Below are 13267 nucleotides of genomic sequence, written 5' to 3' on the forward strand. Positions count from 1 at the left end.
ATTGCGCCGCCAGCATCCAGTCAGATCTCGTACATCAGTACCGACTCGGCAGGAGCGCGAGTCGCCATGGCGGCCAGCATCGTGGTGTCGAGGATGGCGGCGATGGCATCGCGCACATCTTGCATGATGGCGCGCACCGCGCAGGCGGCCTCGTCGGTGCAGTCGTCGCAGCGGCGGTAGGATAGCCGCGAAACGCACCGCACAGGCGCCAGGGGGCCATCCAGGACGCGCACGATGTCGCCAACGGCGATGGTATCGGCTGGACGGGCCAGCGTATATCCCCCTCCCTTGCCTTTCTTACTCGCCAGGAAGCCCTGGTTTTTCAATTCCAGCAAAATGACGTCGAGAAATTTGCGCGGAATATGCTCCGCCTGGGCGATATCGGCAATCAGGGCCGTTCCACCGCCTTCGCGGCGGGCGAGATAAACCATGGCTTTAAGGCCGTACTTGGCTTTGCTGGAGAGCATTCCGATATTCCACTGTGCTGATGGCAAATGGGCGGATTTTGTCGACATTGTCAATCGCGGCCGCGCTTTCGGGGGCGCGGGCGGCGCGACGAAACGCCTAGGGTAAAAAATATCTACCAATCCAGTAGAAAATATCATTTAATATTTTCCAGTTCATATGACGGAGAGAGAGATGCGCCGCACCCCGTTCCTGCTGGCCGCCGCGTTGGCGGCGTCGACGATCCTGGCTCCGGCCGCCAAGGCCGAGACCACCTTGCTCAACGTGTCCTACGATCCGACCCGCGAGCTGTATCAGGACTTCAACAAGGCCTTCGCCGATCATTGGCTGAAGACCGCTGGCGAGAAGGTGACCATCAATCAGTCGCATGGCGGCGCCGGCAAGCAGGCGCGGGCGGTCATCGACGGACTGGAAGCCGACGTGGTCACGCTGGCGCTGGCCTATGATATCGACGCGATCTCGGAAAAGACCGGACTGATTCCGAAGGATTGGCAGGTCCGCCTGCCGCACAACAGCTCGCCTTACACCTCGACCATCGTGTTCCTTGTGCGCAAGGGCAACCCCAAGGCCATCAAGGACTGGGGCGATCTGGCGCGCGACGGCGTGCAGGTGATCACCCCCAATCCCAAAACCTCGGGCGGTGCCCGTTGGAACTACCTGGCCGCCTGGGGCTGGGCCGAGCGCCAATTCAAGGGCGACGAAGCCAAGGTCCGCGACTATGTCCGCGCCGTGCTGAAGAATGTGCCGGTCCTGGATTCCGGCGCCCGCGGCTCGACCAACACCTTCGTGCAGCGCGGCATCGGCGACGTTCTGCTGGCCTGGGAGAACGAGGCGCTGATGTCGTCCAAGGAACTGGTCGAGGCGAACGTGGAAATCGTCGTGCCGTCCCTCAGCATCCTGGCCGAACCGCCGGTGACGGTGGTCGACAAGGTGGCGGAGCGCCACGCCACCACCAAGGTGGCCGAAGCCTACCTGCGTTACCTCTATGCGCCGATCGGCCAGGAAATCGCCGCCCGGAACTTCTATCGACCGACCGATCCCGAGGTGGCGAAGAAATACGCAAAGCAGTTCCCCGAGGTGAAGACCTTCACCATCGCCGACGCCTTCGGCGGCTGGCAGAAGGCACAAAAGGCGCACTTCACCGACGGCGGAACCTTCGACCAGTTGTTCGAAAAGCGATGAGTGCGCTGTCCGCCTTGGTGGGAACCCGGGCCGCGAGGCACACCGTGCTTCCCGGCTTCGGCCCGTCCCTCGGCTTCACCATCGTCTATTTGGGTCTGGTGGTGCTGATACCTCTGTCGGCCGTGTTCTTCAAGACGGCGGGAATGGGATGGAGCGCCTTCGTCGAAACCGCGTTTCACGGCCGAGTGCTGGCCGCCTATCGCCTGAGTTTCGGCGGCGCGCTGCTGGCGGCGCTGCTGAACGCCGTGTTCGGCTTGCTGGTGGCATGGGTGCTGGTCCGCTATGAATTCCCCGGCCGCAAGCTGGTGGACGCCATGGTGGATCTGCCCTTCGCCCTGCCGACGGCGGTGGCGGGCATCGCGCTCACCGCCATCTACGCCCAGAACGGTTGGCTGGGGTCCGTCCTCGCCCAGTGGGGGATCAAGGTCGCCTATACTCCGCTTGGGGTGATCGTGGCGATGGTGTTCATCAGCCTTCCCTTTGTCGTCCGTACCGTGGAACCCGTCCTTCAGGATCTGGAGACCGACGTGGAAGAGGCCGCCATCAGCCTGGGGGCGGGCCGGGTGCAGACCTTCGTCATGGTGATCCTGCCTGCCCTGCTTCCGGCCTTGCTGACCGGAACCGCGCTGGCCTTCGCCCGTGCGGTGGGCGAGTACGGCTCGGTGATCTTCATCGCGGGCAATCTGCCCGGTGTTTCCGAAATCGCGCCCCTGCTGATCATCACCAAGCTGGAACAATACGATTACGCCGGGGCAACCGCCATCGGCACGGTGATGCTGTTGGTTTCGTTCGTCATGCTGCTGGCCATCAATCTGCTGCAGCGGTGGCGCAAGTCACGCATGGGCGGTTAGGAGGAAGCCTTGTCCAAGAATACATCCATGCCGACCCACTCACGCCGACCGGTGAGCGAGCCGGCGCTTATCCGCTGGGCGCTGTGTCTTCTGACCCTGGCCTTCCTGGGTCTGTTCCTGTTCATGCCCCTGGCCGCCGTGCTGGCCGAGGCGTTCCGGAAGGGAACCGAGGCCTATTTCAGCGCCTTGGCGACGCGCGAGACGCTGGCGGCCATCCGGCTCACTCTGTTGACGGCAGCCATCGCCGTGCCGATGAATCTGGTGTTCGGGATCACCGCCGCCTGGTCGGTCGCCAAATTCGACTTTCCCGGTCGTTCGCTGTTGATGACCCTGATCGACCTGCCGTTCTCCGTCTCTCCCGTCATCTCCGGTCTGATCTATGTGCTGATCTTCGGGTTGCAGGGGTGGGTGGGGCCGATATTGGCTGACCATGGGGTCAGGGTCATCTTTGCCGTGCCCGGCATCGTGTTGGCCACCATCTTTGTCACCTTTCCCTTCATCGCCCGGGAACTGATTCCGCTAATGGAGGCGCAGGGCCGCGAGGAAGAGGAAGCCGCTACGGTCCTGGGGGCCAGCGGTTGGCGGACCTTCTTCATGGTGACGCTGCCCAACGTGAAATGGGGCCTGGTCTATGGCGTCTTGCTGTGCAACGCCCGCGCCATGGGCGAGTTTGGCGCGGTATCGGTCGTGTCCGGCCATATTCGCGGCCTGACCAACACCATGCCTCTGCATGTGGAGATTCTTTACAACGAGTACGACTTCGTCGGCGCCTTTGCCGTCGCCTCGCTGTTGGCGTTGCTGGCCCTGCTGACGCTGGCCGTCAAGACCTTCCTGGAATGGGTTCACCGCGACGAGATCGCGGCCGCCTTGCGCTGATGGAGCAGACATGATCGAAGTACGCAATCTATCCAAGACGTTCGGCTCGTTCAGCGCCCTGAAGGACGTCTCGCTGTCCATCGAGCCGGGTGAACTGGTGGCGCTGCTGGGGCCGTCAGGATCGGGCAAGACCACGCTGTTACGCATCATCGCCGGTCTGGAATGTCCCGATGCCGGTGAGGTGGCCTTCGAAGGCACATCCGCGACCAATCTCGCGGTCCGCGACCGTCAGGTCGGCTTCGTGTTCCAGCATTTCGCCCTGTTCCGGCATATGACCGTCGCCGACAACATCTCGTTCGGCCTGCGCGTGCGGGAACGTGCCCTGCGGCCGTCCAAGGCGGAAATCCGCGAGCGCGTGGAGCACCTGTTGTCCATGGTGCAGTTGAAGGGGCTGGAAAGCCGCTATCCGTCGCAATTGTCCGGGGGGCAGCGTCAGCGCGTCGCCTTGGCGCGCGCCTTGGCCGTCGAGCCACGGGTGTTGCTGCTGGATGAACCATTCGGTGCTCTCGACGCCCAGGTGCGCAAGGATCTTCGACGGTGGTTGCGTCATCTTCACGACGATCTGGGGATCACCTCGGTCTTCGTGACACATGATCAGGAAGAGGCCATGGAAGTGGCCGACCGCGTGGTGGTGATGGACCATGGGCGCATCGAACAGGTCGGCAGCCCCCGCGATATCTACGACCATCCCGTCAGTCCCTTCGTCTATCGGTTCCTGGGCAACGTCAATGGCTTTCCATGCCGCTCGAACGGCGGACGCATCCATGTCGTCGGCACCGAGATGATCGCTCCCGACTTTGCGGGTCATGGCGAAAGGGATGTCACGGCTTTCATCCGGCCCCACGATTTCGACATCGAAGCCGGTTCCGAACAGGCCAACGCGACCTTGCGTCATGCCGTGGTGCTGGGGCCGCAGGTTAGGATCGAAGTGAACCTGGCGGACGGCCAAATCGTGGAGGCCGAGTTGGCACGCGACGTCTTCGACCGGCTTAGCCTGCACCCACGGCAAAAGATTCGCGTGGTGCCCCGCCGCGCTCAAATATTCCTGGACGATGGCACCCAGGCCCGCGCACAGCCGACCGGAAACGGGAGTGGTTGATATAGGATTGCGGTGACAGGAGTGCCCCCTCATCGGCATTAATGGTGGGCTGGGGTGGCAGTGCACGCAATACCTGCCCCACAAACCCATGCCTTTCCCCGTCCGACCGTCAACAGCCAGTGGAGAATATCGCGGCGGAGAGAACGGTTACTCTGAAAGGAAATTGGCGGAGGAGTGGGAACTGGCGGTGAACCTTCTCTTGTCTGAGATCAAGGTGTCATGGTGCCTTGAGTGTGGACATTAAATGCACTGTCACCGCAAGCCGTCACCGCAATCCCAGCCGGGAGAAAAGGTGTTTGGCGGCTGGGCCCAGTGCAGCACGGAATCCGCGAAATTAGAACTCGTTATTGCCGCCTTGATTGACGCCGTCCTCAAAGACTTTCCGGGAAAAGTCGGCGAAAAGTATACAGTGAATCTTCCTGATATCGAGCCATGATACATGTATTCGTAGGGCAAGCTGGGCGGTTCCAATGATGATTCCTTCTAATACTCCGACCCGAAGTTCAGCGATGGAATTGCATGGCCGCAGAGGGTGACCATGGTCGGATCGAATTTATAGACGTCGCGGCAGATGCCGAGGATGAAGTCGTGATAGGGCTTGGCCACGCTGAAATGGCACAGCATCAATTTCTTGCGGGTCAGGAACAGGGGTACGAAGGGCGATCTGCGGGTCGCCAGGGCCGCTAATATTCCCTCTGTGACGCCAGGCCAATCCGGGTGGAACATATCGTCGACCGCGATGATGCCATAGGGCGAGGTCAGCTCGCTGGCCAGGAAGAAGTCATAGGTAATGTGTTGGGCGGTGTGCCCGCCGTCGATGCTGAAAAAAGCGAACCGGCCGTATTCTGCCAGGATCTCCGCCTGATCGGCGGCATTGAGCGTCAGGCTGTCCTTGGACATCAGGGCGACGCTGTCGGGGTCGGCCACGAAGCTGTCCACATAGGCGCGGGTCAGGTCGTATGACCCCTTGCCGGACCCGTCCACGTTCTTGTCCTGGTCATCAAAGACGTCGATGCCCAGTGATCGGGCCGGAGCCAGGATGTTGTGGAGCGCGATCAGGTATTTGCCGTGATGAACGCCGATTTCGCAGGCGCCGCCGGTCACCCCGTGCCGCTCGAACAACTCTTTGAAATGGGCCATGAAAATGACGGAGGAAGGTTGCCCGGGCCAGCCCGCGATCTGTGGAAAACCCGATTCCATATAGGTCAGGAAGGCACTTCCCGGCGCCAAGGGTGGGGTCTGCGTCGTCAAGTTGGCCTCCTTATCCGCCACACTAAGTGTGCAGATTGTAGACCGCTGGGCAATATGGCAATTGAGGGCCGGGCCGACCTATCGGCGGCTGGGCGCCGAGACCGCGACCGTGGGGGCGCGTGCCGCGCGTGCCGGTCCGGGGGCGGCCGGAGCAGCGGCTGGCTTGGCGGCGGGTTTCAAGGAGGCCTGGGCGGGCAGGCCGTTGTCCAGGTCGATGGCGAAGGCCATGGCCCGCTCCGAGGCCTGCCTCAGGCTGGGCAGGCTGCGCGGCCAGGGCTTGCAGGTCTCCAGATGCTTGGCCAGCTTCTGGACCGCCCATTGGGCTCCGGTCGGCCCCATGGCCTGGCGGAAGGCCTTCTCGCCCATGCGGGCGAAGGAGGAAAACAGGAAGACGGTGACCAGCCTTAGATTGTTGTCCAGCGCGGGCACCAATTGCTGGAAGATGCGGCTGTCCATGCACGAGATCTGCGATACCGCCCGGCGGGCGCCGCTGTCCGCCAAATTGGGGAAGACGACGCTGAGATCCATCTTGGCGAAGGCCTCGCTGAGGGCGTTGGGGTCGACGCCGCCATCGGGGCCGCGCAAGCGGCTGGCGTCATCGAGCATCAACGGCAAGCGGCCATCGGCGGTCAGTCCTTCCTCGGCCAGGATCTTCAACTGGCCGGGCTCGCGGAAGGTCAGGATGCGGGCGCCAAGGCCCTTCACCGTGGGAAGGTCCAAGGGGGCGTAATGGGGAATCAGCGGCACCTGCCATTCGAAACCCAGATTCTCGCGGAAGGCGCCATACAGCTTCTCCGCCGGTCCCAGGGGCGGCGGCAGCGGGCGGAGCGGAGGCGGCGGCTTCTTCAACCGCAGGCGGATGGCGGCCTGTTGCAGCAGCGACAGATCGGGGGCCTTTGGCGCCACCGGGCGCGGGGCGGGGGGTAAGGTGGCGCGAAAATAGCGCTTGGCCGAGGCGCGCACGATCAGGCGCACCACGTCGGATACGGTGCGTCCGCACCACAGCGGGTCTTGGTCACTGGTGGCCGGCCGCTTGTCGGGGCGGACGGCGACGCGCTTGAACAGGTCGGGCTGCGAGCGGAAGACCTGAAAACATTCGTGCAGGACGGCGGGGGTATTCAGAACGTGGTCATAGACCTGCTCCGGAGACAGGACCGACAACTGAGCCATATTGACCCGTAGGATGTCGGATACTTGCGTCCTCAGCGTTCTACGAATGGCGTCGAGGTGACCTTGAGCGAGATCGCCACCGATAGCGAGACTTGCAGTTGTCACTTTGCCCCCCAATACCCAGCCGTACTACTCCCATATCCCCGCTGGGATATGTGACGGAATGGAGGGAAAGGATCAACAAAATGTTAATGGAATAGACTTCAGTATGTGATGAATTGATACAACTCAGCACATGTTGTCGGACTCTGCGACGGAATCGCCAAGATCGGTGGGAAGAAGCCGAAGCGCCGTGACGCCGACCAGCACAATAAAACCAAAGATCCCAATTCCGCCTATTCCAAGAACGATTTCAAGAACAGTCGGAACATAGGCATGTATACGTCCATCGGCGAAGCTGGAGGTGGCTTCCATTCCGGGGAACAGATCCAGGGGCCAGGATTGGCCGCCGATGATCAGGACATAGACCTGCGCCAAGCCCCCCAGCACCACCAGTGCCGAGGCCATGGCGGAGCGCTTGCGCACGGCATGGCCGCAGCCACCGAATGCGATGATCAGGGGGAAAATTCCCCCGAGCGCCACCTGGCCACCCCAGAACAGGGTGGTGTAGATGCCACCTCCGGTCAGGATGTAGCTTTCCACCGCGCCGCGTCCGGCGAAATACAACTGGGTCACGTGATGCAGTGCCAAGAAATAGAGATTGGCGGCGACGAACAGGCCCAGCAGGCGGACCAGCCGGGTCAGCAACTGGTCGCCCAGCGGCCGCCTGGTGGTCTTGGCGACGAACAGCAGCACCAGGATGAACACCGCCAGCCCATAGGCGAAGGACATGGCGATGAACAGCGGCGCCATGACGGCGGCGCCATAGGCCTCGCGGGCCACCAGGAAGCCGAAGATGCAGCCGGTGCCGGTGGTCAGGATCAGCCGCCACACAAAGGCGGCCAGGGCGGCGGGCTTATAAAAGGCCTTGGCCCGCCAATCCATCATGGTCCACAGATAGGCCGCCACCACACCGAAGAAGCCGGAATAGAGGATGACGTTCCAGGCGAAGATGGATTTGAAATTGAAATGGGTCATGGCGACGAACAGGCGGTCGGGGCGGCCCAGATCGAGAACCAGAACCGCGAGGCCGCCCGCCAGCAAGGCGATGGCCAGCAGGCCGGACATGCGGCCCAGCGGCTGATAGGGCGCGCGTCCGAACACCGATCCCACCGAGGCGATGTTCAGCGCCCCCGAGGCGGCGACGATCAGGAAGACGGCGAAGACATGGGGCATGCCCCAGACCACCTGATTGGTCATGCCGGTGACCCAGTGGCCCTGGTGCTCCATGGTCCAGACGGCGGCAAGGGCGGCCACGATCACGGCGCCCAATCCACCGGCCAGGGCGACCCAGCCGGGGGTAAAGGGGCGGACTTCCTTGTATTCTGTCTTTATCATCCCGATGCCTTCCCTCTTCCTTCTCCCTCCATTTATTTCGTCACCCCCGCGCAGGCGGGGGTCCATGGTGGGGCTGGCATCCGATATTAACCGAGAGAGTGATATTGGCGGATGCATGGATTCCCGCTTTCGCGGGAATGACGAGAAACGAAGGTCAGGCTCCTTTTGTAAACAATCAAATCCCCTGATAGCGAACGCCCGGCTCCATGCCCAGATCGGCGCGGATGCGGGTGGTGGCCTCGGCGGCGACGCGCTTGGCGATCTCGCTGGTCGGGTCTTTCAGGTCGCCGAACAGCATGGCTCCCTTGGCCTTGGCGGCGCAGGCCTCGACGCAGGCGGGCAGACGACCGTCATCGATGCGGTGGACGCACAGCGTGCAGCCTTCCACCGTCCCCTTGCCGCGCGGAAGGTAAGGCTTCTGGCCGGTTTGCTCCTCATGGGCGAAGCTGCGCGCCTTGTAGGGGCAAGCCATCATGCAATAGCGACAGCCGATGCAGATATGGCGGTCCACCAGGACGATGCCGTCGGCCCGCTTCATGCTCGCTCCGGTGGGGCAGACATCGACGCAGGCGGGCTTGGCGCAATGCTGGCACATGACCGGCAGCGAATGGGCATTGCCGGTGGCCGGATCCTTCACATCCACCTTGCGGATGTATTGGGCGTCGGTCAACGGCCGGTCGTGGCCGGACAGTCCCATCTCGGACTTGCAGGCGTCGACGCAGACCGTACAGTCGGTCGCGCATTTACGGGTGTCGATCAGCAGGCCCCAGCGCTTGGCGGCCGAGGCGGGCTGGCCCGCCTGGGCGGGGGAGACCAGCAGGATGGCGCCCGATGCCAGGATAAGATGTCGGCGGGAAAGCTCGGTCATCGACTGGCCTCCTTGACCGTCGGCGTGGTGGCATGGCACTCGAAGCAGTCGGGCTTGACGGCGGCGTAAGCGTGGCAGGACTGACAGAACTGCCCCTCGGCATTGATGGGGACCGGTTTGCCCGCCGTGTCGGCGGTGGAATGGCAGGCGACGCAGTCCTTCAGCGACGCCTTGCCGCCCCGGATGCCAAGCCGCATGGTGTCGTCGCGCTGATGCTTCAGCATGTCCGGGTGGTCGCGCCGCATCACGTCATTGGCGGCGATGCAGGCCTCGCCCTTGGGCTTGGGCAGACTGGGCAGGTCGGCGGCCAGGGCGGGCAGAGTGACGAGAAGAAGCATGAGCAGCAGGCCCCCCACCCCAACCCCTCCCCACCAGGGGGAGGGGCTAGAGCGGAATCTCCCCTCCCCTTGATGGGGAGGGGCTGGGGGTGGGGTGACTTGCATGACCATCCCTATTCCCCCAACCCCATCTGGATATAGCCGGTGGGGCAGACGTCGCGGCAGATGTGGCAGCCGATGCATTTGGAATAATCGGTTTCCACATAGCGGCCGGTGGTGCGCTCGGACTTCTTGACCCGGTCCACCGCGTGCTGCGGGCAGAACACCACGCAGTTGTCGCATTCGAAGCACAGGCCACAGGACATGCAGCGCTTGGCCTCGTCCACCGCGCCCTGCTCGCTCAAGGGAATCAGGCGTTCCTCGAAATTGCCGATCACCTGATCGGCGGCGATGTGGACTTCGTCGCGGTGATGGCGCGGCGTCTGGACGAAGTGGCCGAGGAACAGATCCTCGTGGGTGATGATCTCATTGGGGCCGCGATTCTCGAAATTGTGGACGGCGAATTTCGCCGCGTCGGTTCCCCGGGTGGCGCCCACGTCATAGGCGGCGGGCGACAGATTGGCCTCGCGCAGCTTGTCCAGCAGGTTGAAGTGGTGGACATCCACCTTGGGCCGCTTGCCCACATCGCCCTTGACCAGGAATTCCTCGATGCTGGCGGCGGCGACGCGGCCGTGGCCGATGGCGGTGGTCAGCAGATGCGGCTTGACGACATCGCCGCCGACGAAGTGCTTGGGCTTGCCCGGCACCCGCATGGTCTTGTCGGCATTGATGAAGCCACGGCCGTTGTCGATCTCGGGCAGGTCGGCCAGATCGCCGCTCTGGCCGATGGCCGAAACGATCAGGTCGGCCTCCATGACGAATTCGGTACCCGCGATGGGGCTGGGGGTCATGCCGTCCATGGTGCATTGGCACAGCTTCAGCCCGGTGGCGCGGCCATCGGCGCCCTTGATCACTTCCAGCGGCATGATGCCGCCCTTGATGTCGACGCCTTCGCGCTTGGCGTCATCGATCTCGCGCTGGGCGGCGAACATCTTTTCCACCGGGAACAGCGAGGTCAGGGTGACGTCGGCGCCTTCGCGCGACGCGCTGGCGGCCACGTCATGGGCGACCTGGCCCAGGATGACGTGATCGACGCGGTCCTGGTCGGAGACCTGCTTGATATGGCCCAGGCGGCGAGCCACCGAGGCCACGTCGATGGAGGTGTCACCGCCGCCGACCACGATGATGCGGCCGGGGACGTGTTGCAGGCGGCCCTCGTTGAAGGCTTTCAGGAAGGCGACGCCGGAGACGCAGTTGGCGGTGTCCTTCCAGCCCGGCACCGGCAGGCCGCGACCGGAATGGGTGCCGACGCCCCAGAAGATGGCGTCGTACTTGGTTTCCAGCTCGGACACGGTGATGTCTGTGCCGACCCGGCACTTGGTCTTGATGGTGATGCCCATGTCGATGATGCGGTTGATCTCGGCGTCCAGCACCTCGCGCGGCGTGCGGTAGCCGGGGATGCCATAGCGGACATAGCCGCCCAATTCCGGCTTTTCCTCCAGCAGGGTGACGGCATGACCGGCGCGGCGCAGGTGATAGGCGGCCGACAGACCGGCCGGGCCGCCGCCGATGACCACCACCGACTTGCCGGTCTCATGCTCCGGCTTGGGGAAGGTCATCTTGTTCTCGATGGCCCAATCGCCGATGAAATGCTCCACCGAATTGATGCCGACATGTTCCTCGACCATGTTGCGGTTGCAGCCCTGCTCGCAAGGAGCGGGGCAGACGCGGCCCATGACGGCGGGGAAGGGATTGGCCTCGGTCATGCGGCGGAAGGCGTATTCCTGCATGGAGATTCCCGCCGGGGGCTTTTCCACGCCGCGCACGATGTCGAGCCAGCCGCGAATGTCGTGGCCCGACGGGCACGAGCCCGAGCACGGCGGCGTGCGCAGCACATAGGTCGGGCATTTGTGCGACCATCCGGCCTGGAAGATTTCCTTCTGCCAGGCGCCCGGCTTGAAGTCGCCGTCCTTGTAGCGGCGATAGTTCAAGCCCTCGGTGGTGGCCTTGGCACTGGTCTTGGCAGCCATGGAAACTCTCCCTTGTATTTTCTTTTGTCCCTCAAGCGCCGGGCGCTCGCATCCGCTCGCTTGGCTTTCCTCCGCTAAAGCTTCGGGTCGCTCAATGCTCCCGCGCTTCGGCTAAAGCCTCGCTCTCATATTCGGTCCCTCAAGCGCCGGGCGCTTGTCGTCAGTCGTTGTCGCCCAGGATGATGGCGTTGCTCACCAGTTGGTGAACGGAGACCACCATTTCCCGGTCGTGCCCGAAATAGGGCAGGATCTTGGTGAACTGAGCCTTGCAGATGGCGCACATGGCGGCCATGTGGGTGACGCCCTCGCGCTCGACCACGTCCTTCAAGGCTTCCATGCGCGGGGCCGAGCCCTTGACGCGCAGCTCGATCAGCTCGTCGGTCAGCAAGCCGCCGCCACCGCCGCAGCAGAAGGTCTTCTCGCAGATGGTGTCGGGGTGCATGTCGACGAATTTCGGCACCGACGCCTGGATCACCGCGCGCGGGATGGTGAACTGACCGCCGGGCGTATCGCCCATGCGGGCTCCACGCGCCACGTTGCAGGAATCGTGGACGGTCAGCACCATGCCGTCATTGCCCGACTTGTCCAGCTTGATGCCCTTGCGGCTGATCAGGTCGTTGGTGAATTCCAAGATGTGCTGCGGCACCGGATAGCGGGGATCAAGGAAGTCCCACGGACCCGCCAGGGTGTTGAGGAAGGAATAGGCGACGCGCCAGGCATGGCCGCATTCGCCGAAGATGATGCGCTTGACGCCCAATTGCAGGGCGGCCTCGCGGATGCGCAGACTGATCTTGCGCATCTGCTCGTAATTGCCGATGAACATGCCGAAATTGCCGGCTTCCGACGCCAGGGTGGACAGGGTCCACGACACGCCCGCGGCATGGAACACCTTGGCATAGCCCATCAGGCCCAGGATATGCGGCTCGGCGAAGAAGTCGGCCGACGGCGTGACCAGCAGCACCTCGGCGCCGTGGACGTCGATGGGCAGCTTCACCGCCACGCCCGTCTCGGCCTCCATGTCCTCCTCGAGGCCTTCCAGCGTGTCGAGCAGGGCAGGGGCGGGCAGGCCGAGATTATTGCCGATCTTGTGGACCTTGCCGATGATCTCGTTGCAGTACTTCTGGCCCTGGCCGATGGAATCCATGATGTCGCGGGCCGCCATGGAAATCTCGGCGGTGTCGATGCCATAGGGGCAGAACACCGAGCAGCGGCGGCACTGCGAGCACTGGTGGAAGTAGTTGTACCACTCGTCCAGCACGTCCTTGGTCAGGTCGCGCGCACCCACCAGATTGGGCGCGATCTTGCCCATGGGGGTGAAATAGCGGCGATAGACCGAGCGGAACAGATCCTGGCGGGCCACTGGCATGTTCTTGGGATCGGCGGTGCCCAGGAAATAGTGGCACTTGTCGGTGCAGGCGCCGCATTTGACGCAGATGTCCATGAACACCTGCAGCGAGCGGTACTTTGACAGCAGCTCGCCCATATGGCCGATGGCCTTCTTTTCCCAGCCCTCTTCCAGCACGCCGGGAAAGCCCAGCGGTTCCTGATGGGCGGCGGCCGCCACATAGGGCTTGGATTCGGCCATGGCACCGACTTTAAGCGCAGGAATCCGGCGCTCTTCCACATTGCCCAGTTCGGGGGTGTCGAAGGGGGCGGCCATG

General features: G+C 63.3%; 12 protein-coding genes. 4 read left to right on the plus strand and 8 right to left on the minus strand.

What is annotated here, in order from left to right:
• Window positions 1–20: 20 nt before the first annotated feature.
• On the minus strand, window positions 21–467 hold the full coding sequence (locus CU669_RS04330; protein ID WP_112142560.1) for an RrF2 family transcriptional regulator: 447 nt from the start codon (window positions 465–467) through the stop codon (window positions 21–23).
• Window positions 468–639: 172 nt separating this feature from the next.
• Between CU669_RS04330 and CU669_RS04335 the strand changes: the two genes are divergently transcribed.
• Genes CU669_RS04335 through CU669_RS04350 form a run of 4 tightly spaced genes read left to right on the plus strand, consistent with a single transcriptional unit; the run spans window position 640 to window position 4473 of the window.
• Window positions 640–1647: a sulfate ABC transporter substrate-binding protein gene (locus CU669_RS04335; protein WP_205119371.1), complete on the plus strand. Its 1008-nt coding sequence runs from the start codon at window positions 640–642 to the stop codon at window positions 1645–1647.
• Window positions 1644–2498, plus strand: a complete 855-nt coding sequence (cysT, locus tag CU669_RS04340) for a sulfate ABC transporter permease subunit CysT (protein ID WP_112142562.1) — start codon at window positions 1644–1646, stop codon at window positions 2496–2498. Before CU669_RS04335 ends, cysT begins: the two co-directional genes overlap by 4 nt.
• 27 nt (window positions 2499–2525) lie before the next feature.
• Window positions 2526–3374 carry a sulfate ABC transporter permease subunit CysW gene (gene cysW, locus CU669_RS04345; RefSeq protein ID WP_112142563.1) on the plus strand — a complete coding sequence of 283 codons (849 nt, stop codon included), beginning with the start codon at window positions 2526–2528 and terminating at the stop codon, window positions 3372–3374.
• Window positions 3375–3384: 10 nt separating this feature from the next.
• Window positions 3385–4473, plus strand: a complete 1089-nt coding sequence (locus tag CU669_RS04350) for a sulfate/molybdate ABC transporter ATP-binding protein (protein ID WP_112142564.1) — start codon at window positions 3385–3387, stop codon at window positions 4471–4473.
• A gap of 483 nt (window positions 4474–4956) precedes the next feature.
• On the opposite strand, the gene CU669_RS04355 is transcribed toward CU669_RS04350, so the two are convergent.
• The 7 genes from CU669_RS04355 to dsrK all read right to left on the minus strand — a co-directional run bounded on the left by CU669_RS04355 (window position 4957) and on the right by dsrK (window position 13266).
• The gene (locus CU669_RS04355; protein ID WP_146747668.1) at window positions 4957–5724 is read right to left on the minus strand and encodes a class I SAM-dependent methyltransferase; all 768 of its coding nucleotides are present in this window, start codon (window positions 5722–5724) and stop codon (window positions 4957–4959) included.
• 78 nt (window positions 5725–5802) lie between these two features.
• Complete coding sequence (locus tag CU669_RS04360) at window positions 5803–6894, minus strand: hypothetical protein (protein ID WP_112142566.1); 1092 nt, start codon at window positions 6892–6894, stop codon at window positions 5803–5805.
• Between the two features lie 228 nt (window positions 6895–7122).
• Window positions 7123–8331 carry an NrfD/PsrC family molybdoenzyme membrane anchor subunit gene (nrfD, locus tag CU669_RS04365; RefSeq protein WP_112142567.1) on the minus strand — a complete coding sequence of 403 codons (1209 nt, stop codon included), beginning with the start codon at window positions 8329–8331 and terminating at the stop codon, window positions 7123–7125.
• A 175-nt stretch (window positions 8332–8506) separates the two neighbouring features.
• Window positions 8507–9199 carry a sulfate reduction electron transfer complex DsrMKJOP subunit DsrO gene (gene dsrO / locus CU669_RS04370; protein ID WP_112142568.1) on the minus strand — a complete coding sequence of 231 codons (693 nt, stop codon included), beginning with the start codon at window positions 9197–9199 and terminating at the stop codon, window positions 8507–8509.
• On the minus strand, window positions 9196–9537 hold the full coding sequence (locus tag CU669_RS04375) for an Hdr-like menaquinol oxidoreductase cytochrome c subunit (RefSeq protein ID WP_239988534.1): 342 nt from the start codon (window positions 9535–9537) through the stop codon (window positions 9196–9198). Before CU669_RS04375 ends, dsrO begins: the two co-directional genes overlap by 4 nt.
• A 113-nt stretch (window positions 9538–9650) precedes the next feature.
• Complete coding sequence (locus tag CU669_RS04380) at window positions 9651–11606, minus strand: NAD(P)-binding protein (protein WP_112142570.1); 1956 nt, start codon at window positions 11604–11606, stop codon at window positions 9651–9653.
• Window positions 11607–11766: 160 nt separating this feature from the next.
• Window positions 11767–13266: a sulfate reduction electron transfer complex DsrMKJOP subunit DsrK gene (gene dsrK / locus CU669_RS04385; protein WP_112142571.1), complete on the minus strand. Its 1500-nt coding sequence runs from the start codon at window positions 13264–13266 to the stop codon at window positions 11767–11769.
• Between the last annotated feature and the right edge of the window lies 1 nt (window position 13267).

It is taken from the genome of Paramagnetospirillum kuznetsovii (assembly GCF_003284725.1).
Classification (GTDB): domain Bacteria; phylum Pseudomonadota; class Alphaproteobacteria; order Rhodospirillales; family Magnetospirillaceae; genus Phaeospirillum; species Phaeospirillum kuznetsovii.